At 55.1% G+C, this 23,802-nt stretch carries 12 protein-coding genes; 5 read left to right on the top strand and 7 right to left on the bottom strand.

Going from position 1 to position 23,802, the window contains the following annotated elements; all coding sequences use genetic code 11:
* Positions 1–58: 58 nt before the first annotated feature.
* The 7 genes from K6123_RS01360 to K6123_RS01330 all read right to left on the bottom strand — a co-directional run bounded on the left by K6123_RS01360 (position 59) and on the right by K6123_RS01330 (position 16,357).
* A complete protein-coding gene (locus tag K6123_RS01360; protein ID WP_221793388.1) occupies positions 59–712 on the bottom strand; it encodes a phage tail protein in 654 nt (217 codons plus the stop codon).
* A gap of 43 nt (positions 713–755) precedes the next feature.
* Positions 756–1,400 carry a phage tail protein gene (locus K6123_RS01355; protein WP_221793386.1) on the bottom strand — a complete coding sequence of 215 codons (645 nt, stop codon included), beginning with the start codon at positions 1,398–1,400 and terminating at the stop codon, positions 756–758.
* Positions 1,401–1,430: 30 nt separating this feature from the next.
* Entirely contained in the window at positions 1,431–2,384 is a 954-nt protein-coding gene (locus tag K6123_RS01350; RefSeq protein ID WP_221793384.1) for a methionyl-tRNA formyltransferase, read from the bottom strand.
* A gap of 1 nt (position 2,385) precedes the next feature.
* Complete coding sequence (locus K6123_RS01345) at positions 2,386–3,651, bottom strand: SAM-dependent methyltransferase (RefSeq protein WP_221793382.1); 1,266 nt, start codon at positions 3,649–3,651, stop codon at positions 2,386–2,388.
* A 735-nt stretch (positions 3,652–4,386) separates the two neighbouring features.
* Positions 4,387–13,803, bottom strand: a complete 9,417-nt coding sequence (locus K6123_RS01340) for a tandem-95 repeat protein (protein ID WP_221793380.1) — start codon at positions 13,801–13,803, stop codon at positions 4,387–4,389.
* 61 nt (positions 13,804–13,864) lie between these two features.
* A complete protein-coding gene (locus K6123_RS01335; RefSeq protein WP_221793353.1) occupies positions 13,865–15,292 on the bottom strand; it encodes a DUF4347 domain-containing protein in 1,428 nt (475 codons plus the stop codon).
* A gap of 30 nt (positions 15,293–15,322) precedes the next feature.
* The gene (locus K6123_RS01330) at positions 15,323–16,357 is read right to left on the bottom strand and encodes a TIGR03032 family protein (RefSeq protein ID WP_221793351.1); all 1,035 of its coding nucleotides are present in this window, start codon (positions 16,355–16,357) and stop codon (positions 15,323–15,325) included.
* Positions 16,358–16,634: 277 nt separating this feature from the next.
* On the opposite strand from K6123_RS01330, the gene K6123_RS01325 reads away from it, so the two are divergent.
* The 5 genes from K6123_RS01325 (at position 16,635) to K6123_RS01305 (ending at position 23,770) form a co-directional block, all read left to right on the top strand.
* On the top strand, positions 16,635–17,336 hold the full coding sequence (locus K6123_RS01325; RefSeq protein ID WP_221793349.1) for a tRNA-uridine aminocarboxypropyltransferase: 702 nt from the start codon (positions 16,635–16,637) through the stop codon (positions 17,334–17,336).
* 193 nt (positions 17,337–17,529) lie between these two features.
* Positions 17,530–18,603, top strand: a complete 1,074-nt coding sequence (locus K6123_RS01320) for a PEGA domain-containing protein (RefSeq protein WP_221793347.1) — start codon at positions 17,530–17,532, stop codon at positions 18,601–18,603.
* A gap of 126 nt (positions 18,604–18,729) precedes the next feature.
* Complete coding sequence (locus K6123_RS01315; protein WP_221793345.1) at positions 18,730–19,452, top strand: YebC/PmpR family DNA-binding transcriptional regulator; 723 nt, start codon at positions 18,730–18,732, stop codon at positions 19,450–19,452.
* Positions 19,453–19,782: 330 nt separating this feature from the next.
* A complete protein-coding gene (locus K6123_RS01310) occupies positions 19,783–21,501 on the top strand; it encodes a DUF7151 family protein (RefSeq protein ID WP_221793343.1) in 1,719 nt (572 codons plus the stop codon).
* A 199-nt stretch (positions 21,502–21,700) separates the two neighbouring features.
* Positions 21,701–23,770 (top strand): peptidase U32 family protein, encoded by a 2,070-nt coding sequence (locus K6123_RS01305; RefSeq protein ID WP_281423877.1) that lies wholly within the window; start codon positions 21,701–21,703, stop codon positions 23,768–23,770.
* Positions 23,771–23,802: the final 32 nt, after the last annotated feature.

Genomic DNA, 23,802 nt, shown 5'->3' with positions numbered 1-23,802 from the left:
CTATTTGTTTAATAAAAATCAGCCGTTGCCAAAACAACGGCTGCACTTTTGCTACTTACTAGTTGCGTGATGGCACAATACCAACCGTCGCTATCACGAAATTCATCCCCAGGTAGGGATTACGTATTGAGAACGGCTGGCTGGCACCGCTATTAAAGTTGGTTACCGAAACCGTTCCCGTGGCTGCATCTTCGTTCACAAAGGCCGTGACGTTGAGACCACCGAGGCTGACGGTGTTGCCAGAATTCACAGCTGATGCCGCTGCATATTGGGGAATTTGCGCCGACTGCGACATCGCTGTTGCGATATAGTCTCCTTCGGTCGGGCTGGACAGTGTGGCGTTGTCTGTACAAGCCCTTAGAGCGCCTGTGATCGTCACATCCGATGACGACACCGGCGTAAATGTAGCGGATGCTGTATGAGTGTGAGTCGGCATCTGATCTACAGTGAGAGTGACTGATTCTGCACCCGCCGACTCCCCCCACTCAATCTCACTCATGCCAGCGCCTTCACCGATACCAATCGGCATTCGACTCTGCAGGTTTGGTAGCCCAAAGGTTGTTCTGCCATCACCGCCATAAGTGGTTCCAAGCAGGGCATACAAGGCCTGGTTTTCACTAATAGGCAACAAAGCGCCGTTGCACAAAGCCCAGCCTTTGGGGGCAAAGTTAAAGCCCAGCTGGCCCAGTTCCCCCAGTAATGCGGTATCCATATCGCCTCCTTAATACTGAAAATGTAAATCGTGTCGTCAGTTATTAACCACGAGATGGATAGATGCCGTATTCCCAGATGACGTAATTCATTCCGAGATAAGGGTTAGCGATATTGACGGAGGAACTACCACCGGTAGTATGGTTTTGCACGGTAACAGCGCCAGAAGTTTCTCCACCAGACGCTGATACGTTCAGACCTCCAAGCGCCACGGTATTGGAGTTGGTGATACTGGCAGCATCAATATAGCCAACAACCGCAGTCAAACCCGCCTGTGCGCTAGCGATGTAATCACCTTCGGAAGGGGTTGTTTTCGTAGCCGTGTCCGTACATACCTTGAAGCTGCCTTCTGCGGTAACGGGGGAAACCTCGGTTGGCGTAAAAGTCGCCGTTGCAGAGTGCGTATGCACCGGCAGATTGGTCATATTCAACCAGGCGCTTTGGCTACCGGATTTTTGCCCCATGCGAATGAGCGACAGGCCTGCGCCCTGGCCGAAACCTAACGGAGCACGACCTTGTAAATCCGGTAACGCAAAAGTGGTGCGGCCATCACCGCCATAGGTGGTTCCAATCAGGGAAAACAGCGCGCTATTCTGGGAAATAGCCAGTAACTGCCCGGCGCAAATCGCACTTCCACGCGGAGCAAAACTAAACCCCACCAACGAAATCTGACCAATATATTCTTCCATAACCCTCTCCTGCTTTTTTGTTGTTCACGATTACATTGAATTGAGCACCATGCCGGCTTCAAAGCCATTTGCTATCGCAAACTGATAGCCAGAGAAGTAGCCGCTTTGGTGAATAACAACATCCAGAGAAACACTGCCATCTCTGGTTGCGATAACCCATCCCCTGAATTTGTCGATCATTAATACAGTGCCCGGCCGGGCGCCATAGCAGGGTTGGGTTGAAACAGAGGCCTGCATCAGCTGCAACGGCCCGATAAAAGTAGAAATATTGACCCCGAAGTTGGGGTTGCCAGCCCGCGCCATAGCGACGACTTGCCGGTCGGAATAGCGATCCCAATGAAGCTGCAAATCTTCAGGTTTGACTGCCGGAGCCTGGCTGTCGGTATCAGCAAGCTCCCGCTGCGGCTGCCACTGCAAATTGCCTTGCTGCAGCAACGCCAGTGCTTCAGCAACCAGTGCCGGAGCCTGGTTCATCAGCCGGATATGGGCACTCTGGAAGGTGTCGAAAGGATGCAAATCGATAAAATGCTGCAAGCCAATAGCGCCGCTGTCGGCGGCTTCAGCAACCTGATGCAGGGTCAGCACAATACGTTCGTAGCCTGCCCGCATTTGCCAATAAACCGGCATACTGCCGCGGAAATCGGGCAGCTCCGATGCGTGCAGATTCATCAGCAAACCACCAAAGAAATCGATCAACGAAGCTGGCAGCAGATGCCCAAAACTGAAAACCACACCAATCTCAGCCCGCCAGCGATCCAGCTCGGCAAGCAAGTGATCCTGATTCGTCGGGTTATATTGCAGCGCAGGCACACCCAATTGCTGCAGGTTCGCCAATAATTGCTGACTGTCCATTTGCTGCTGCGGCTGTGAGCTGATGGTATAGACCACCCCGGCCAGCCGACCAGCCTGCTGCAAACTGACAATCAGAGGTAACGACAGACAACTGCCGGAAAACACCACCACTCCCTGTGCTGACAGACTCATTTCAGCCGCCAGCCTTTAATGGCATAAATCCGGTCAATCCGGTGAGCCGGTAAAAGAAAGCGATGGAGTCGCCCGCTTTCAGCAGCAGGTCGTCTGGCCGGGAGCTGCGGGGAACAAAGTCGATGCAGACCGACAAGTCCGGCCGGGGATGAGTAATGCCGGATAGATACTGGTCCAGCCGACCATCACCAAAAGTATCGAATTCAGAGTAAATCACCAGTACGCGCTGAGCCAGATCATCGCGATCGGCCGGGATCGCCAGCGTATTACAACCGGCGACCTGCTGGCCGTCAGCCAGGGTCAGCACCTGGGTATCAAGAATGGAATGCCGATCCAACCGCCAGATGTCACCCAATTCAATCCGATCAGCCAAAGCATCTGCACTGAGCTGTAGCGGTTGATCGACATTCGATTCCCGCCACTGTTCAACGAACTCCTGCTGACCTTTTACCAACGCCGCTTTCACCGTGATACGGGAAGGCACCATGGCACCCTCCGGTTTCAGCGAAGGTAGTAGTTGTTTGGCAATACTGAAATGGGCTTCTCTTGAGAAACCGTGATGAGAGGCCTCCAGCAACAAAATATCAACAGCTGCCGATGGCTCATAAAAACAGGCGTCGGCCGTCACTACGGATCGCACAAAATCCTGCAGGCCAAGGTCATCTACCAGCTGTTTCAACGCTTGTGTGGCGCCACTGTGAATATCAATCAGAGTGACCTGAATCTGTTCCGCCGAATACAGCCCCTCGGCTTGATAGCTGGATAATAATGGCAGTAATAAAGGCGCAAACGGTCCACAGGCGGGATATAAAATATGAATAGATGATTGATTTTCCAGCTGTTGGCCAATCAGCTGGTGCAGACCCAGCCCAAATGCGCCAATTCGACTGACGTCTTTTATGGTCCGACTACAATTCAGCGGCGATAACACCAGGCCATGAGCATGAACAAATTGGTTGGTCAGGACTTCTTCAGCCAGCCTGGCTTGCTGCAGGGACATCATGGCCTGTTCATAAGCCTGCTCATGCAACTGCAGTAACTCTTTGTAGGCAACCTGAGTCCCTGTTATCAGATGACGTGTCAGGCTGGCGAAGCTTTGCCGTAATTGCTGCAACCGCTCAGACAGCGGTATCTCAGCGCTATTCAGCTGCATTAACTGTTGTCGCAGCGATTGATTCAGCAGGCTTTGGGTGATTGGATCTGGCTCAGCTGCCGCATGTTCAGGGAACGGGGTTCGACCTGAATTATCCTCTGTTTTGGCAAACATCCTGGCATCCCTTTTCAATTCCCGATGTCCATACATCCGGTACTTCATGAGCTGATACCGACACCGCGCCGGAGTTGATAAATCCCTGTCTGATCACCATGCACTTATTATTAAAACAATGCCTGGTAATCCCATCAGCGTCTGATCCCTGGTGGCGAATAACGCTTAAAAATGAATATTTTTGCCATTCAGAAAACCGGCCACATCAATCAGCTCTAATATTTCTTACACACTGGCAACTATATTTTCCTGCATGAAATCTGAAACTACTAACAATGTATCGATAACATTTCAGCAAGCAATACTCCTTCCGATCAAAGGTCAGAATTTGTAATAAAGCTAAAAGATTTCCAAAAACAGTCTAGCAATCAGACTGTTGTTAGACTATCAGTCAAAAGGCTGAAATAAGCTAAAAAGAACACTATTTTACACTTGCCAACATAAAATGAGACTCAGGTCACACCTGGCATTAGAAATCAAATAGCAGCAATATAAAGTCCATCAAATGCTCTATTCAGGGCGAATATTCAGACACTTATTATTTGCCACTATGATAACAAAGAGAATTTGAACGCCTGGGTTTGACGTGCTTGCTGATGGGGGCTTGCAGGATAGAGAAGTGCTATTCCCTGGTGAGATTCGTAGTAAAAGCGCGGGCGCTCTGCCCGCGCTTTGGCCTCATCATAGAGGCTTGCCGCAGGCGAGATACCTGCGTTCCAACCCTGGTTTTAAAGACTAGAAGCCAATACCAAGCCGTAGTGACCAGATATCCAGCTGCTGGCGATCAAACATCAGTCGTTTGAGGCCACCACCGAGCTGGTAACGTTCCGTCAGCTGGTATTTCAGCCCCAGCCCCAGCAGTGGGGCATAACCGCCCTTGAGGCTGACATCCAGATCAGCCCGGCTGGTTTCCACTTGCCCCTGCCAGTAATAAATACCCGCTGTGGCGGTGAGGCTGAGCTGGTCGGTAAGCGGATTGAGGAGCACCTGATTGAGCATCCAGCCAGCGCCGCCGACCGGGTGGTCTCGCCGCAGTTGCGGTTTCAACTCATTCGGCACCACAGTACCTTGCAGGGCGGTGTCAGCATCCCCCATATCCAGATAACTCAATTCAAGCGCGTAACCGGGACGATATTCGTAACCGATACCGAAGTTGATGACGCCACGGGTACTGTCGTAGCGGGTGACTTCCACGTTCTGCCCGGCCGCTTGCAACTGGCCTTCGAACTCGCTGCGACTGAGACTGCTCTGGGCCTGACCACTGCCGAGGAAAAGGTAACTTTTATCGGCAAAGTCCGAGGCATGGGTCTGCGGAGCCGTCAGCGACAGTGCACTTGCTGCTGCCACTCCGGCACCAACCAAGGCCAGGCTGTGCAGGCGTCCTGACCGGGAAGCTACTCCCAGCCGGGAACGGCGCGCTTTACGCGCCGCTCCCGCTAGTCCGGCAAGGCCGATCAGCGACAACCACCCCAGTGCTCCACCGCTGTTTTGCGCCGACGTGGTTACATCCACCACTTGCGACTGGTCCGCCCGCAGCACCGATACCGCACCCGGGTCTTCGACCGAACCGTTCACTTCGCCATCAGCATCGTTCGGACCACCGTCTTCGATGGTCAGCTGCACACAGTAATAACCTTCGATCAGTCCTGCTTCCCAGCTGTCGTCTCCTGGAGGTGGGCAGTAGCCCAGCTCACCGGCAGCCGAGTGCACTTCATTATTGCTGTCAGTCACAAACGATCTCCAGCTGCCGTTCTGATATTTACGATAGATGGCATCGGCCGGGATCGCAGCGATCTGCGGCAGTACCACCTTGACGCTTTGGCCGAAGGTCGGCAGGTCGTTCAGCTCGAAGTCGAAGATACCGCCGACTGGCTGGAAGCTGCTGTCGTTACCCGCTCCCTGAGGATCAAGCTCGTCTTCGTTCAAGCGAGCACCGCCGCCACTGCCTTGCATGGCAAACTGGCCCAGGCGACAACGTACGCCCGGATCACATTCCACCAGGAAGGAGTCGGTGGTTCGAGCCTGTTCTGGCAGCAGGTTGGTGGCGCTGATGTTGTCCAGATAATCCGGGATACCATCATTGTCGTCATCGCCGGTACCTTCGTCGGCATCGTCGACGCCATCGCCATCGCTGTCAGTGCCGCTTTGCAAATCTGGCAATTCATCCACCACCAGGAAGTAGATGCGCTCAACATCCGACGCTCCCTGACTGTCGGTCACTTTCACTTCGACCTTATAGCGACCGGAACTGAGTGAGCTCGGATTGATCACCATACTGCTGTTGGTCAGACTGCCATCGGTATCTGCCAGGGTGCTGGTTGAATTGCTCCAGTCATAACTCAGGGTATCGCCCGGATTCGGATCCGTAGCACTGACACTGGCCGTTAGCAGACCACCACTACGAGTGACCTGCACGGTATTGCTGCCAGCCTGTTTCAGGGTCATGCTCGCCACCGGTGGCAGGTTTTCCTCACTGATTGAGATGGTCAACTGACTGGTCGCACCGGCATTGATATCGTGGATATCTATGTTATCCGGGTCGTAACCACCCGCCAGATCTTCACTGTTACTGGTATCGTCATCAAGTTGCAGCACCAGGATTTCAGTGCCTTCGGCAATGCCATCATCAGTCAGACTGACATCCATACTGACGCTGGTTTCACCCGCGGTGAAGGTCACACTGCTGGCAGCCATGCTGTAATCAGCGCTATCAGCGGTACTGCTGCTGGCGATCACAAAGGGCACTTCCAGTGGATAATCCGGCGCCGGACCATTGAGCAGGATCTTAAAGGTCGCGGTGGCTCCTTCAACTGTCTGGATATCCCGACTGAACGACACCAGTGGACGAATCCGCAGCACTTGTTCGGCCGTGCCGACGTTGCCCTTACGGTCGGTGGCGGTATAGGTCACCACATGGCGGCCAGGACTCATCAACAAGACGCCATTGGTCATGTCGTCCACCACGGTATTGCAGCAACCGCTACCATCAACGTTATCGCTGGTCAGTTCACTGATGTCGCCGATATCGCCCAGCAGGGTGCTGAGGCTGACACGGGTGAACAGTGCATTGGCGTCGATCGTAACGTCAGCCGGAGCAGTCACCACTGGCGCAGTTTCGTCGAAGTAGTCATCGGCATCGGTTGGATCGGTGCCGTCCGCTTCTTCGTCAGCATTACTGATGGTATCGCCGTCGGCGTCTTCCAACGCATCGCTGTCGTCGTACGGATCGAAGCCATATTGCTCTTCGTAGTCGTTGGTCATGCCGTCGTTGTCGATATCCGGGTCTTCGGAGTTGGCAATACCGTCGGTATCGAAGTCGCCAATCACACTCAGACTGAACGTCGCGACTGTGAATGTATCGCCACCGTCGTTCACCAGGATGCTGATGTTGCTGTAATCCCCTTCAGAACCCACTGGTGGTGTGCCAGTCACAGCACCCGTCGCCGAGTCGATGGTCATCCAGTCTGGCTGACCGCTGAGGCTGAACACCAGCGTCGTGGTATTGCTGTCGACATCCGTAACCGTTGGCGTAAAGCTGAAGGTCGCGCCTTCCAATACGCTGCTGGCTGGCGTGCCCGAGATTACTGGTGCGTCGTTAACCGGATTCACCGTGATGGTCACCGTGGCAGACTCAGATGCTGCTGCTTCGTTATCACTGATCTGATAAACAAAGGTGTCACTACCGTAAAAGTCCTGATCTGGCGTATAGCTCAAGGTGCCGTCGCCGTTGTCGATCAGGTTGCCGTGCAACACATTACTGATCAGCAACACGCTGGTCAGATCCAGGCTGCCGTCGATGTCACTGTCGTTGGCAGCAACGTCGATGGTGACTGCGGTGTCTTCATCGGTCGTGGCACTATCGTCGTTGGCCAGCGGTGCATCGTTGACCGCTGTAATGGTCAAGGTGACGGTTGCCGTGTTGGACCACTCGCCCAGATCATCCATCACCCGATAGCTGAGGCTGTCGCTGCCGTTGAAGTCCGCCGCTGGCGTGTAGGCAATGCTGCCGTCGCTGTTGACGGTGGCGCTGCCTTCGGTCGGTTCGGTGGTGATTTCCACGGTTGTGATGTCGAGGCTGCCGTCAACGTCGGTATCGTTACCCAGTGCGTTGATGTTGAGGGTCGCGTCTTCCATCAGCGTCACGCTGTCATCGTTGGCCACCGGTGCGTCGTTCACCGAGGTGATAGTCAGGCTGACAGTAGCAATGTTAGACGTGGCGTCTTCGTTGTCTTTCACCACATAGGTGAAGCTGTCACTGCCATTGTAGTCGGCAGTTGGGCTGTAGGTGATTTCGCCGCTGGTGGTGTCCACAGCCACAGTGCCGTGAGTCGGATCAGCAATGATCGTAACCTGGCTAACATCCAGAATGCCGTCAATATCACTGTCGTTTGCCAATACGTCGATCACTACGTCAGTGTCTTCGTCGGTAGTTGAACTGTCGTTAGCTGCGACCGGTGCATCGTTAACCCCACTGATGTTAATGATCAGGGTGGCAACGTTGGAGGTCGCGCCGTTCTGGTCATCAATCTGGTAGGTCAGGCTGTCGGAGCCGTTGAAGTCGGCGTCCGGGTTGTAGAGGATTTCCCCACTCACCACCGAGGCAGTACCGTGCGTTGGCTGACTAACAATCGTCAGAGTCGCGGTATCGACACTGTCGCCGCTATCCACGTCCGTGTCGTTGTCTGCAACGTCGATTGAGACTTCGGTGTCTTCCGCCGTGGAGGCGGTATCGGCTACGGCGACTGGTGCGTCGTTCACCGGGTTCACAGTAACAGTGACGGTGATATCACCGGAGTTACCGGAATAAATATCGTCGACTGCGTAAGCGAAGGTATCGGTGCCGTTATAGTCCGCCGCTGGCGTATAGGTGATCACACCGTTGGCAGTGTTCACACTGGTTGAGCCATGAGATGGCGCATTGGTGACGGTAACGCTGGCGGCGTTGAGAGTCGAATCCACATCGCTGTCGTTAGCCAATACGTCGATAGCAACCGCGTTGTCTTCGTTGGTGGTGCTGCTGTCGGCAGTGCCGACCGGTGCGTTATTACCGACCGTAAAGTTCAGCTCGGTCTTGTCGCTGATACCTGCCCATGAAGTCGCTGCAATATCCGCCACAATGCCGCTGTCGGCCAACAGGTAATAGCTGTGGGTCGGCGTAAAGTCACTGCTTGGCGTGATGGTAATGACCGTGCCTGCGCTGTTAAAGCTGACCTGGCCTGAACCAACAGCCAGAGATTCCACCAGGGTATCGCCGTCGGCATCGTAAAGATGGAAGCTGCCACTCACTGGCGCAACCGCCTCACTCAGGGTCAGCACCAGCGTGCTGTTGTAAGCCACATCAGTGGCGTTATCCGCCGGCACAGACGATGCCAGGCTAGGCGGCGTGGTATCCAGCAGGGTGAAATCGCCCACTTCCAAAGCATCGTTATCGGCGCTGTCCGTGACCACCACGGTCAGCGTCAGAGTGCCGTCTTCGAGCCCGGACAAGTCAATACCAGTTACCTGATCGGTCGCGCTGGTCAGAGTGCCTGAGCCAGTCACTGGCGTGCCACCAGCGGAAGAACTGATGCTGTAGCTATAGGAAGCACCCACTTCGCCACCAGCAAAACTGAAGCTCGCAGCAGTGTTGTCGGCCGAGCCGATTAATGGACTGTCGAAGCTGACGAAATGACCAAATGGTGCAGTCATATCCAGCGTACTGGTGCCGGTTACCGAGCTACCGGAGTTACCCGCGCTATCGGTCAGTTGCAACGCCACTTCAAGCGTGCCGTCCATCAGCGCAGACACATCTAGACCAGTGATTTGCTGGCTGGCTGATGTCACGGTACCGGAACCAGACAATGGCGTACCGCCCATGCTGGAGGTAATGCCATAGCTGTAGCTGGCACCGACTTCGGCACCGGCCATGCTGATGCTGACACTGGTAGCTTCGCTGGCGTTGATCAGGCTGTCGTCAAAGCTGATGCCATAAGCGGCCGGTGCAGTGGTATCCACCGTCGCAGTGTCCGAAGCCACCACAGACAGGTTGCCAGCGCTATCGGTCATGGTGACCTGCAAGGTCAGCGTGCCATCGCCGTAGGCAGACAGGTCGGTAGTAACACTTTGGTCGGTTGCTGTGGCCAGCGAGCCGGTCAAACCACTCAGCGTGATGCCATTGAGGGTGTAACTGTATTCGTAGTCAGCGCCCACCTCGCCGTTGGCAAAGGTGAAATACACACTGCTGATTTCGGAGGCGTTATAAACCGAATCACTCAGGGTCACACTGAAACCGGACGGCGCGCTGGCATCCAGCGTACTGGTGTCCGTCACACCGGTTGCCGCATTGCCTGCGGTATCGGTCAGAATCACCGACAATGTCAAAGTGCCATCACCCAGACCAGAGAGATCCAGACCGGTAATCTGATCGGCCGCCGTTGCCAGCGTGCCAGAGCCAGTGACATTGGTGCCGCCACCGCTGGAGCTGATGGTATAGCTGTAGGCAGCCCCCACTTCGCCAGCCGCAAAGGTGAAGCTGGCTAAGCTGGCTTCGCTGCTGTTAATCAGACTGTCGTCGAAGCTGACGCTGTGGCCGCTTGGCGCTGTGGCATCCAGCGTGCTGGTGTCCGTCACTGCCGTGGCTGAGTTGCCAGCCGTGTCGGTCACGCTGACCGTCAGCGTCAGTGTGCCATCCGCCAGGCCAGACAGATCCAGTCCGGTAATCTGATCGGTCGCACTGGCCAGCGTGCCGGAACCGGTGACTGCGGTACCGCCGCCAGAAGACGAGATGCTGTAGCTGAACGAAGCACCGACTTCGCCACCCGCGAAGGTGAAGCTGGCAGCACCGGCTTCGGAAGCATTCAACACAGAATCATCGAAGCTGACGCTATGGCCACTTGGCGCTGCGGTATCCAGCGTGCTGGTGTCTGTCACCGCCGTGGCTGAGTTGCCTGCCGTGTCGGTCACAGTAACAGACAGGGTCAGGGTGCCGTCGCTGAGGCCCGACAGATCCAGACTGGTAATCTGGTCGGTCGCGGTGCTGAGCGTGCCGGAGCCGGTGACGTTCGTGCCACCGCCACTGGAACTGATGGTGTAGCTGTAGGAAGCACCCACTTCGCCAGCCGCAAAGGTGAAGCTACTGTTACTGGCTTCGCTGGCGTTAATCGCGCTGTCATCAAAGCTGACGCTGTGGCCGGACGGCGCTGCGGCATCCAGCGTACTGGTGTCCGTCACGGCGGTCGCTGCGTTGCCTGCACTATCGGTCAGGGTGACAGACAGGGTCAGTGTGCCATCGCCCAGGCCAGACAAATCCAGACTGGCAACCTGATCGGTCGCCGTCGCCAACGTGCCTGAGCCGGTCACATTGGTACCGCCGCCAGACGAACTGATGGTGTAGCTGTAGGAAGCACCCACCTCGCCACCGGCAAAGGTAAAGCTGGCGGAGCTGCTTTCAGCAGCATTGATTGAGCTGTCATCAAAGCTGACGCTATGGCCGGACGGCGCATTGGTATCGGCGCTGGCGTTGCTGGTATCGGCCGTGGTGGTGCTGTTACCGGCGTTATCCGTAGCAGTCGCTGCAATATTCAGGTTGCTGCCGTTGGCGGAACCGGCGGTCAGTGTGTAGGTCGCCGTCCAGCTGTCAGAGCTGTTGCTGGCGGCAACTGCGCTACCGCCACCAAAGGCCGAGAAATTCACGCTCAGGCTGGCAATGGTATCGCTGTTATTGTCACCGCCGGCGGTGTTGCTCCAGCTGGCAGTGACTGTGTCACCCGCGATAAACACGCCGCCAGTGCCGCTGGCACCGGAGATACTCAGATTGGTATCGGTGAGCGTTGGCGCAATGTTGTCCACCGTGGCATTGCTGCCATCGGCTGTTGTCGTACTGTTACCAGCGTTGTCGGTAGCCGTCAGCGATACATTCAGGTTGCTGCTGTCGATGGCACCGGCAACGATGGTGTAGGTTGCAGTCCAGCTGCCGGAACTGTTGCTGGCGGCCACGGCACTACCGCCACCAAAGGCGGAGAAGTTGACCGTTGCAGCACTGATGGTATCGCTGTTGTTGTCGCCACTGGCGGTGTTATCCCAGCTGACGGTAACCGTATCGCCCGTTTTATAGGCACCGCCGGTGCCGGAAGCCCCCGAAATACTCAGGTTGGCATCGGTGACGGTCGGTGCGATGTTATCCACGGTGGCATTGGTGGTATCCGCTGTGGTGGTTGGACCATTGCTGTTGGTGGCGGTCACGGAAACATTACGATTGCTGGTATCAATCGCACCACTGACGATGGTGTAGGTTGCAGTCCAGCTGCCGGAACTTTCACTGGCAGCTACCGAGCTGCCACCGCCAAACTGGCTGAAATCAACGCTGACGTCTGTCACGCCGGAATTGTTGTCGCCGCTGCCAGAGTTATCCCACACGGCGGTCACGGTATCGCCAATTTTATAAGTACCTCCCGTGCCGCTGGCACCGGAAATACTGATGTTGCCATCGGTCACGGTTGGAGTATTGGTCGCCGTCAGCTGGCTGCTGTTAGCGGTGGTCAGAGCGCCAGAGCTGGCTTGCAGGTTGAAGGTTTCGCTACCGGAACCCGAAGTGGTGTAGGTGATGGTCAGGCCGGTAAAAGTCGCCACACCGGCGCTGGGCGTCAGGCTCACTGTCGAGCTGCTGCCATCGGTATCACCTGTGCCTGTTATGGTCGCCGAACCGGCGCCATTGACCTCAGCGAGGGTGATGTCGGTGCTGTAACCGGTATCGACAATGTCATTGGCATCCAATGCCTGCACAACAGGCACAGTAGTCAACGCCGTAGCAACACCGCTGCTTACGGAAAGTGGTGCTGGTTGAGTGCTGAACGACAGTTTGGTCGCGACGACGTCGGAGGTGACGGAATTGGAATCGACACTATTCAGGTCGCTGCCGACAGCATCCTGATCATTGGCGGTCAGAGTAAAGGATTGCTGATCCGCAGTGGCACTGTAAACCAGATCGGTAAAGGTCGCGACGCCAGTGCTGGCACTGGCCGATGTGGTGCCAGACAAGGTTCCGGCGCTGGCCTCAGTGACGCTGACCACTTCGCTGAAATCAACGTCGGTATTGCCAAAGGCATCCTGCGCTGTCACGACCGGTTGGGTGGTCAGTGTCGAGCCTGAAGTGGAACCGGCGGGCTGGGTGGTAAAGGCCAGCTGGGTCGCCACCACGTCAATGGTGGTGCCGCTGCCGTTGGTGACTGCCGATGTCGCCCCCATCGCTGTGCCACTGCTGGAAGTCGTCACATCAGTATCACCGTCGATACTGAGAATAATGGTCTGGTCTTCGGTGAGATTACTGGTGTCGTTGTAATAGGCATTAACCGTGTAGGTTTCTGACGCGCCGTCAGCGACCGACACACTCAGGCCGGAGAAGGTAATGGTATCCGTGCTGCTGTTATAAGTACCGGTCACATTACTGGCGTCCGGACCGTTCAGCCGCCAGGTGATCTGATTACGCACCGTGTCAGAGGCTGTGCCCGTCACATTCAGCACAATCTGGCTGATATCCATCGCCAGACTGTCGCCACCACCGCCATCAGCAAGAGTGAAGTCGAATACATCCACTGCTTCGCCAGAGGTATCGACTGTGGTGTCGAGGCCGACCGGTTCGACCACGGCTGCGGAAGCGGTCAGGTTGCCATCACTATCCGTCGTGTCATTAACCGTAATCGCAAAGGTTTTCTGGAAGGTATCGGTGCCGTCGCTGGTCTGGATACAGACATTGTAGCTACCGGCACTCAGTGACGAGGCCGTCTGCAAGGTACTGCCACTGATCTGGAAGCTGGCGTTATTATCGTCACCGGTACTGCCACAACTGCCCGAGCCAGACGCGCCATTGGTTACCAGGCTGTAGCTGTGGCTGTCGCCACTATCGGCATCGGTCGTTGACAAGGTACCAACCGTGGCCGCTGCAGCGGTCGATGTATCGTCGATTGATGAGTTGCCCAAACTGATATTGGTTGGGGCGTTGTTGGCCGCCGCGGCAGTAGAGAGCACCAGATCGTCGAGATAAAAGGTGTTCGCATTGATTTTGAAACGTACCTTGGCGGCACTGGTAAAGGACCCACTGGTGGTAATCGTTGGCGCGGAAGTATAAAAGCCATTGTTACGAACATAGCCCGCCGTCGGGCTGCTGAAATCCAGCAAATAATAGTCATCCCGATAAACCGGGCTAACGGTGATGCTACCAACCTGCGCGTTCCCACTGTCATAGGCTGTAATTGTCAGCGTATGGCGCGGCCCCTGTACCCGTATGATAGGTCCAGATTCCAATATCAACCGACGTAACCGCAAAGTTGCTGCTGTCGTTCTTGGTGAATTCGACATAACGCGGGCTACCCGCACTGCCAACGCCGCCACCTCCGAGAGCCAGAACCTTATCCGCAGTACCCGCAGAGCCATCTGAGTCGATATAGGTATTCAGGTTGGAGTTATAAACCCCGACGAGCAATGATGAACCAAAGCCTCGGGCCGTCAGGTCAGAAATGGTTGTCGTACAACTGGCGGAATAGGGAGCACTCCAATCCGAGCCATTACAACCGGTGAAGCTGTTGAAGTTATAGGTGGTATCTACCAATACATTGCTGTAACGGAGGATTTTTTCGGTATTAAAGGCGCTCAGCTGCAGGGCGGCAGTGTCTGATTCACCGGCTTCCATTTGACGACCGCCGGACAAGTACTCCAGCGTCCAGTCACCGCTTTGGCCAGCATCACCGGTAAGGTCAACGGAGCCCGCAACCTCGGCACCGGTCGAGGTTGCCAACGCATTAATGAAGTTTTTACCGGCATCCGTCCTGGCTACTTCACAGCCGAATACCTGAATTTGGCCATCTGTGTCCATTTGCTGGCCAATGGCCTGCCAGAGATCCTGCTGTAACGCCAGCGCATGGCTGTCGATACGCTGGTTCGACAGCGTTATCTCACCATCCCGACCGTGCGACACAATGTTGATTAACTCAACCCCGGGCATCTTGCTGACAGCACCCAGAATCTGTTCCACCGGATCCTGTTGTGGGTCCAGCAGCAGGATTTCACCGGTTGTAATGGCGTAATAAATGTCTTCCCAGTCCGGTACTGACTGGTCGATCACGGTAAGGATGTGACTGTCGGCGACAAAAAAGTCGTCAGCAGCGAGACCATCCCCTGAATCCGCCCTGGCTGAAACCAGATGCAACAGCTGTTTCTTCGGCATATCCGCATTACCAATAGCCAGCGGATCATGACTGCGGGCAGGCAAACTCAGCGGCTCAAGCCAATTAACCTCAGGTCTTTTTGCGCTATCGACCGCGATGGCCTGGGCATAGCCAGCAATCTGGCGATCCAGCTTTTGCGCCGTCGCATCTTCCATTTGTGCCGACGCCCAGGCGTTCTGGCCCTGCACAAACATCAAAAAGGTGGCAAACGTCAGGCTGCTGGCAACCCGGCCAAACCAGGGATAGCGGGAGAAAGATTTCTTCAGATCCCGAATCGCCTTACGCTGCAAGGCTTCCGGCACGTCGCCGTGCTTCTCCAGCAAACGCAGATATTTAACCGTCGCCCGACGGGTAGCACGGTAACGAACAAAACGGTCGTCAACCAGGTATCGGGTCAGCAGGCCTGTATCTTCAAACGGCTGTGCAGTATTTTTACTTTTCATGGAATCATCCGACACAAAGAATAAACCGGCTCACTCACCGAGCCAGCTGACGATGGAATTGGAAATAACGCCTTGCATGGCCCCGGGCGCTTTCGGATCGTGAATCGCCACACGGCGGGCATTGGCGACCACCTTGACGTCGAAAATTTCATCAACGCCGTTTGGAAAGACGATTTCGCCAACGATGCTGCGAGCCTGCAGATCGAACACCAGCACCCCGGGGCGAATCACTTTTTCAGTAATGGGAAGGAAACCGAACGAGCGGCTTTTACGCAGACGTGACACGCCGATGAAGGCATAGCGGCCACAGAAATCCAGCCCGCGCACAAAACCATCGAAGCGCTGTAAGCGCTGCAACGAATGCTTTTCAGGGTCAAACTCAAACAGTTCTTCGGTGGCGGAAGAGAAAAAATACAGTTTCTGCTGATACCAGCGAGGTGAGTGCGGCATGGTCAGACCGTCCAGCACAACACGATTGCTGCGCACGTCCATCACCACCCCGGTCTCCATCACCTGATCACGCCAGCTGGCGTCGACATCCGTTGTACTGAAGGCAGTCGCATAACGGATATTTCCTTCGTCATCCACCGCCATACCGTTCAGATGGCAGCAATCACCCGATGCTTCCTTGCTGACAAACGGCGGCTGCCAAACGCTGGAATAACTGAACTCGCCATAGGTATCGACCCGGGCAAGACACGAATAGCTCGTGTTGACCGACACCAACCCCTGACGGGTAAAGGCCAGGTCATGATGATTCAGGCCATAACTGAAAAAATCGACGGTGGGATGAAACAGCTTGTCGAAGCGGGCCTTCGGATAGAGCTCTGCCAGACGCTGGTCATGTTTGTAGAGAGATACACCCTCGTGATGGCTGATTGCCAGAAAATCACCATTCAGGGCGATCCCCATCGGCTTCTTCACGCGTATCGCACCTTGCGACAGCTGACCATCCTGAGCCGCCAGAGTGAAAACCCGACCGGCTGTGTTCGAAGTAACAATCAGGCTGATGCCCAACTGATCCAGCAAAGCGGGAACGTTATCCGTGTACCGTGCCAATGCCATAAATAAACCACCTGAAATAAGGTCAGTCTGGGCACTTGTTCAACCTGCCCTTGATTCAGTTAAGTTCGATATTGGCCAAACACAAGTGGAACAGGACCATTTATTGGCCGCTACAGAACATCACAATGATGAGAGGACGACGGATCCCAGAGGCAATGGCTATTGAGATCGCAATACGAAAATACAGGCAACGAACAACAGGCCCTCACCAGTTGGCGAACGACCCGATCACAGCGATAATCCGGCCGCTTTTGCCGATCAGGAATACACACGCTTCATGACCACCCACGAAAACTCCGTCAGCCGTCTGCGTCGCGCCGAGCTGGCCGCATCCAACCGGCCGTTTTTGGCCCGTGGTAACCGTATGGTGCGTTGTCAGGCCTGCCTGTTAAGTGAAGCCTATTGTGTCTGTGCTGCCCGCCCAACGGCAGGCGGCGAGGTGGCGGTGTGCCTGTTGTATTACAAGGGAGAGGTCTACAAGCCCAGCAACAGCGGCCGTCTGGTGGCAGACGTACTGGCCGATAACCATGCGTTTTTATGGCAACGAACCGAGCCAGACCCTGAGTTGCTGGCGCTATTGGCCAACCCGGCCTATCAACCCTTGCTGGTGTTCCCGTTTGAGTATGTTGAGGAATCGCGCCAGCTCACCGACGAGCGCCTCGGCCACTGGCTGCAGCAAGCCAGATCGACTAACGCCAAGCCCTTGATAGTGCTGCTGGACGGCACCTGGCGTGAAGCCCGCAAGATGTTCCGCAGCCCCTGGCTGGCGCATTTACCGGTGCTCGGCATCAGCCCGCAAAACAGCTCGCAGTATCAACTGCGGGAAGCCTTTCACGACCACCAGCTCGGTACCGCCGAAGTCAGCAGTCTGATTCTGCAGAAGCTGGGCGATCACCATTCTGCAGTACAGCTGCAGCAGTATTTTGAGCGCTTCCGCAGCCAGTATCTGGCCAGCAAGCCCGGCCACGGCGGCGACTGAGTTTTTCGCCAATCAAGCGCGCAATGGCAGCAAAAAGCTGCCTGAAAAACCACCAGTTCGGGTTTCAATAGCAGGCTGCTGAGGTATAGTTTCACTATTACTTCATCGATCAGCACAAGGCTGTTGCTGACAAGACTATAATGCTATTCATGATTTGCGAGCCAATGGCTCGGCCATGAGAGAGGAATTTAGGATGACAACACGCGTGTTTCTGCTCCCTGCTGCCGTACTGACCCTGACTGGGTTGCTGGCAGGCTGTGGAGCCTCCACCAAGATGGTAATGGTCAAGTCCGCACCGGAAGGTGCTGACGTCACCATCGCAGGTAAAAGCGTCGGCGCGACGCCGGTGAATAACTACGAAGTGGAATTCAAGAAGTCCGACTCCCTGGAACTGCTGGTCAGCAAGGACTATTACCTGCCGTTCACTGCCACCATCAAAAACGACGGTGCCAAGAAGGAAGCCTTCGAAGCCGTGCTGGTCAAGGTCGCGGATGCCACGCTTGATGCCACCCCGACTGCCGACGTTTATCTGGGTGCCGAAAAGCTCGGTACCACGCCGCTCGACTACCGTCTGGTCTTCAACAAGTCTGACGCCATCAGCCTGACCTTCAAGGCCGACGGTTATCAGGACATGACCAAAACCTTCGCCATCGACGGCCCGAATACCTACAGCGTCAAGGCCGACATGGACCCGCTCAAGCACAGCGAAACCGTATTTTTCGATACCGACCCGCAAGGCGCCACCATCACCATGGGCTTTGAATACCTTTGTGATACGCCATGTGAAATTGAACTCGACGACATGAACCCGAAAGCCAAGCCACAGCTGAAAATCGAGCGCCGTGGTTTTGCTTCCAAGCTGATCAATCTGGAATACAAGGGCGTCAGCTGGCGTGACCAGAACTACCCGAAAAAGATGAAAGTGCTGCTGGCTCCGGCCGCTGGCAACGAAGCCTATGACGCCAAGGCGCTGGGCATTGCACCGAAAGAATCTTCTGCCGCGCCAATGATCATTGCGCCGATGATGAGCGGCTCACAGCCAGCCCAGCAGCCGGTGTATTACCCGCAACAACAGCCGGTTTACCAACAGCAGCAACCGCAATACGTTGCTCCACAGCAGATGATGCAGCAGCCGGCTCAACAACAGCAGATGCAACAACCGGTGCAGCAACAACAAATGATGCAGCAGCCGGTCCAGCAGCAAATGCAGCAACCGGTTATGCAGCAGCCAGCGGCCGTACAAGAGCCAGAGACACCGGCTCAGTAAGCGCCGGTTGCGCAAGCCAATGCGGCAAATCAGCCGAAATCTGAGTTAAGTTGTGCAGAATAAACGGTCGGGATGTACAATCCCGACCGTTTATTTTTTTAACCCGCATCAAAAAGACAAATTCCCATGGGCAGAGCGTTTCAAAACCGTAAAGAATCCATGGCCAAAACGGCCGCGGCAAAAACCAAGGTCTACTCCAAGTACGGCCGTGAAATCTATGTAACCGCCAAAGCCGGTGGTATTGATCCGTCCGGTAACCTGGCACTGCGTTCGCTGATCGACCGCGCCAAGAAAGACCAGGTGCCAACGCACGTGATCGACAAGGCCCTCGACAAGGCCAAGGGCACCGGCGGTGAAGACTACCAGCCAGCGCTGTACGAAGGCATTGCACCGGGCGGCGCCATGGTGCTGATCAGTGCCCTGACCGACAACCCGAACCGTACCTTCGGTGAAATCCGTGGTGTGTTCTCCAAGTGCAAGGCCAAACTGGGTTCCCAGGGCTCTGTTTCCCACATGTTCGACCATCGCGCCATGTTCGTTTTCGCTGACGAAAGCGAAGAAGAAGCGATGGAGATCCTGCTGGAAGCCGACGTTGATGTGTCTGACATCGAATGTGAAGACGGCATGGTGACGGTACTGGTACCACCAACCGAATTCTTCAAAACCAAAACTGCGCTGACCGAGTGGCGTGAAGGTATTGAATTCGAGATGGAAGAAATCACCTACCTGCCACAGATGCCACACCCGATTGCAGCCGACGATGTTGACCAGTTCGAGCGTTTTGCCGGTCTGATCAACGATCTGGAAGACGTGCAGGAAATCTACCACAACGGCGAATTCCCTGGCTGATAGCGGCTGCGGACATCGTTTTGTGACAACGGCACCTGCGGGTGCCGTTTTTGTTTTTGCCTCCTCAAGCCGGGACGCCTGCATTCCCAGCGATCGTCCCACCCCAGCTGAACGTATTTCCAGCCCTACGTCCCTTACCTGATCACCTGCTTGTTGTTCTCCTGCGCCTCATACAAGCGCAATAAATGCCATCAGAGCGAGCATCAGTCCCCACCTCTTCGATACTCAATCACCAGCATCAAACGGTAAGAAAACGTTCACAAATTCGGAGAATACTTAATAACGCTCCACATCAAGAACGCCCTGTAAACCACATCGAAGGAACGATGAATGAAACGCGTTTTTCTCCCCCTTTTTGTTGCTCTTCTGGCCCTGACCGCTTGTGGTGCCGATAACAAGGCATCAGATAACGACAACATCACCGAAGACACGCTAACCATCGAATCCATGGAACTTGCCGGTGACAATTGCCCCGTAGGGGGGATGAAAATTGAGGAGGGACTCGATACCGATAGCAGTGGTGTGTTGGAGGAAGATGAAATATCCAGAACGTATTACGATTGTTATGACTCGTATTATTACAACTACGGCGCTAACCCGGACTTTGTGTTTGACCAAACGATGTATGTCGGCGCAGTGAATCCCGATGACACAGACAGCTGGTACTCATTTGCGATGGAAGGGTCATACCCGACAACTGCTGCGGACATTGACTTGCTCAGTACCGCCGCAGGTACCTTCACTGCACATGTGAGCTTCAGCCCTGATATGTCTGGAATTCAGGCAACAGAAAGCTGCCCATTAATAGCCAACAATCCTCAAGTGACCGTGACACAATCCGGCACAGTCAGCCTCGATGAACAAAGCTTCCCTGTGTGTGTTATTGCTGGCCGCTTTACCAATGACACCACCCTTTCCAATCAAGTTATCTGGTCACTGGAGGATCAGGTTCTGGTCGGTACTGGTAACGCGCTTCAATCGACCTTCACAGCGTTCGACACCACTGTTTTGACGATTGCCGAAGGCACAGTTTTTATGAATCAGGCAGCGTCTTCCCTGGTGATTACCCGTGGTTCCCGAATTGAGGCAGTAGGGACTGCCGATCATCCTATTGTGATGTCTGGTATCGCAACGCCAGACAACTTCGGTGGCGATCAGGAATGGGGTGGCCTGATCCTTCAGGGTTACGGATACAACAATACCTGCGGTTCTTACTATGACGACAGCAGCCTGTGCAACCGTATCGGTGAAGGGGACTCTGGTTATTTCGGTGGTATCAATAACGCAGACAGTTCTGGCTCGCTGAAATACGTAATCATCACCGAAGCAGGCCAGGAAGTGTCCAACGGTGATGAGCTGAACGGTATCGGTTTCATGGCTGTTGGTTACGGCACGACTATCGACTACGTACAAATCCACGGTAACAAGGATGACGGCGTTGAATTCTTCGGTGGCGCTGTTGATGCCAAACACCTGGTACTGACCGGTAACCAGGACGACGATATCGACTGGGATGAAGGTTACGTTGGTAACATCCAGTACGCTCTGGTTATCAAGTACCAGAACCAGGATCGCTCCAGCAATCACGTCTTCGAACTGGACACCCAAGGTGACGCAGCTGAATCTGCTTACCAGGAATCCAACCCGACCATTGCGAATATCACGGCGATCGTGGATCTGGACACAGCCACCTATGGATCCGGGGCTCTTGGAGATGGAATTCACCTGAAAATGGGTTCTGAGGGCAGATTCTTTAATTCCGTCTTACTGGGAGACATGGAAAACTGTGTATTCATTGAAGACGATACAGTTGAAAGCACGGTCGCTGACGACAACAACGGTGTCATCGACTCCGTGTTCCAGAACATCTATTGCAACGCGACCAACACGTTGGAAAACAACAGCACCTACGCTTTGAACAGCCTGAATACCGACACCTCGCCAACCTTGACCAATACCCTGGCCTACCCGGTTAGCAATGTGCCTGCGGTGGCAATAAGCTCGGCTGAAATGTCCGATAGCTCTGGCCGTATTCCCATAGCCTGGTAAGCAATCACTCGAGTTCACCTCACCGGCTCTCTCTTCCTCGGGGTTGGCAGAACCTTCATCGCGCGATGATCGGCAATGTCAGCCCCTGCCAGTGCTGCGTTCGGGTAGGGTTTGACTCCAATACCGGCTAAACTTGCCGCCAACCTGATTAACTCCTGCACATAACAGCGCAGTCGCGATGACGACTGCCGGTGATCTCATGCTCCAGAAAAACCAGCTCGAACTACTCAGCCCTGCCCGCGATGCCAGCATCGCCAAAGAAGCTATCCTGCATGGTGCCGACGCCGTTTATATCGGCGGCCCCGGCTTTGGTGCCCGCCATAATGCGGCCAATTCAGTGGCGGATATTGCCGGTCTGGTCGAATTCGCCCATCGGTTTCACGCCAGAGTTTTTGTCACACTCAACACCATTCTGCATGACAATGAGCTGGAACCGGCACGAGCACTGATTCACCAGCTGTATGAGATTGGCGTCGACGCACTGATTATTCAGGACATGGGCATCATGGAGCTGGATATTCCGCCGATTGAGATTCACGCCAGTACCCAGTGTGATATTCGTCGGCTGGATAAGGCGCAGTTTCTGTCACAGGCCGGTTTCTCGCAGCTGGTGCTGGCGCGTGAGCTGAACCTGCAGCAGATCCGGGAAATCAGCGACAGCGTTGATGCGGCGGTGGAATTTTTTATTCATGGCGCTCTGTGTGTCGCTTTCTCTGGCCAATGCAATATTTCCCACGCCCAGACCGGCCGCAGCGCCAACCGCGGCGACTGTTCGCAGGCCTGTCGACTGCCCTACACCCTGAAAGACAGCCAGGGCCAGGTGGTCGCCTACGACAAGCACCTGCTGTCGATGAAGGACAATAACCAGAGCGACAATCTGGGCGCGTTGGTCGACGCGGGCGTGCGTTCATTCAAGATCGAAGGCCGTTATAAAGACCTCAGCTACGTCAAAAACATCACCGCGCATTATCGTCAGCTGCTGGACCAGATTCTCACCGAACGGACTGACCTCAAACGGGCGTCCAGTGGCATTACCGGGCACTTCTTTGTCCCCAATCCAGACAAGACATTTCACCGTGGCAGCACCGATTATTTTGTTTCCGACCGCAAAATCGACATCGGTGCTTTTGATTCTCCCAAGTTTATCGGCCTGCCAGTAGGAGAACTGATCGGCCTCGGCAAGGAAAACAAAAAGGGCAAGAAAGGTAATAAGGACAAGGAAGGCAAAAATGGCAAACCAGCCAAATCAGAAATCACCGTCCAAACCACCACGGAACTGACCAACGGTGACGGCCTGAACGTGCTGGTGAAACGTGAAATCGTCGGCTTCCGAGCCAATACGGTGCAGCTGTTGTGTGATTTTCCGTCCGGTGAGGACGATGGTGTGCATTACTGGCAGTATCGGCTCGAAGTGAATGAAATGCCGGAAGAGCTGCTGCCGCCCGCGCTCAACAAGATACGCCTGCCGCTGCCCCTCAATCGGAATCTCGACCATAACTGGCAACAGGCGCTGACCAAAACCTCCGCCGAACGCAAGGTGCGGGTGAGCTGGAAGCTCAACAGCCAGGCCGACAAGCTATCTGCAACGGCCGTTAGTGAAGAAGGCATCAAAGTCTCTGCTGAGCTGGCTGGCCCGTTTGAAGCCGCCAACAATACCGACAAGGCCCACCAGCAGCTGCACGACAGCTTCGCCAAACTCGGCAACACCATCTATCACGCCAGCCAGGTTGAGATAACCGGTGACGCCCGCTTTATTCCCGCTTCACAGCTGAAGGCGTTACGCCGCGACATAATCGAACAGCTGTCAGAGGCTCGCCTGCAAGCCCATCCGCGCGGCCGCCGCAAAGCCATCAGTGAGCCAGCACCGGTTTACCCGGACAGCCAGCTGTCGTTCCTCGACAACGTCTACAACCACCGGGCTCGCAGCTTCTACAGGCGTTTTGGGGTACAGCTGATCGAAGCTGCCTTTGAGGCCCATGAAGAAACCGGCGATGTGCCGGTGATGATCACCAAACACTGTCTGCGCTTCTCGTTTAACCTGTGCCCAAAACAGGCCAAGGGCGTTACCGGAGTAATCACCAAGGTCAGCGACATGCAGCTGGTTCATGGCGATGAAGTGCTGACGCTAAAGTTCGACTGCAAACCCTGCGAAATGCATGTGGTTGGCAAGATCAAACCGCATATTTTCAACAGCGCCCTGCCCGGCAGTCTGGCAGACGGCGTCAGCAATTTTGACCCGGCCAGCCTGATCGCCAGCAGCCGTGACTAGCCTTTTTCGTGCGGGCAACAGGCCCGCACAGC

This window comes from Oceanobacter mangrovi (assembly GCF_019740315.1).
GTDB classification, from domain to species: Bacteria; Pseudomonadota; Gammaproteobacteria; order Pseudomonadales; family Oceanobacteraceae; genus Oceanobacter; species Oceanobacter mangrovi.
The sequence above is the reverse complement of the archived record's forward strand: the minus strand, read 5'-3'. Positions and strand labels throughout refer to the sequence as shown.

What these genes read in the sequence shown, in the direction of transcription:
- K6123_RS01360 (WP_221793388.1), bottom strand. Translation starts at nt 712, where the DNA reads ATGGATACCGCATTACTGGGGGAACTGGGCCAGCTGGGCTTTAACTTT.
- K6123_RS01355 (WP_221793386.1), bottom strand. Translation starts at nt 1,400, where the DNA reads ATGGAAGAATATATTGGTCAGATTTCGTTGGTGGGGTTTAGTTTTGCT.
- K6123_RS01350 (WP_221793384.1), bottom strand. Translation starts at nt 2,384, where the DNA reads ATGAGTCTGTCAGCACAGGGAGTGGTGGTGTTTTCCGGCAGTTGTCTG.
- K6123_RS01345 (WP_221793382.1), bottom strand. Translation starts at nt 3,651, where the DNA reads ATGTTTGCCAAAACAGAGGATAATTCAGGTCGAACCCCGTTCCCTGAA.
- K6123_RS01335 (WP_221793353.1), bottom strand. Translation starts at nt 15,292, where the DNA reads ATGAAAAGTAAAAATACTGCACAGCCGTTTGAAGATACAGGCCTGCTG.
- K6123_RS01330 (WP_221793351.1), bottom strand. Translation starts at nt 16,357, where the DNA reads ATGGCATTGGCACGGTACACGGATAACGTTCCCGCTTTGCTGGATCAG.
- K6123_RS01325 (WP_221793349.1), top strand. Translation starts at nt 16,635, where the DNA reads ATGACCACCCACGAAAACTCCGTCAGCCGTCTGCGTCGCGCCGAGCTG.
- K6123_RS01320 (WP_221793347.1), top strand. Translation starts at nt 17,530, where the DNA reads ATGACAACACGCGTGTTTCTGCTCCCTGCTGCCGTACTGACCCTGACT.
- K6123_RS01315 (WP_221793345.1), top strand. Translation starts at nt 18,730, where the DNA reads ATGGGCAGAGCGTTTCAAAACCGTAAAGAATCCATGGCCAAAACGGCC.
- K6123_RS01310 (WP_221793343.1), top strand. Translation starts at nt 19,783, where the DNA reads ATGAAACGCGTTTTTCTCCCCCTTTTTGTTGCTCTTCTGGCCCTGACC.
- K6123_RS01305 (WP_281423877.1), top strand. Translation starts at nt 21,701, where the DNA reads ATGCTCCAGAAAAACCAGCTCGAACTACTCAGCCCTGCCCGCGATGCC.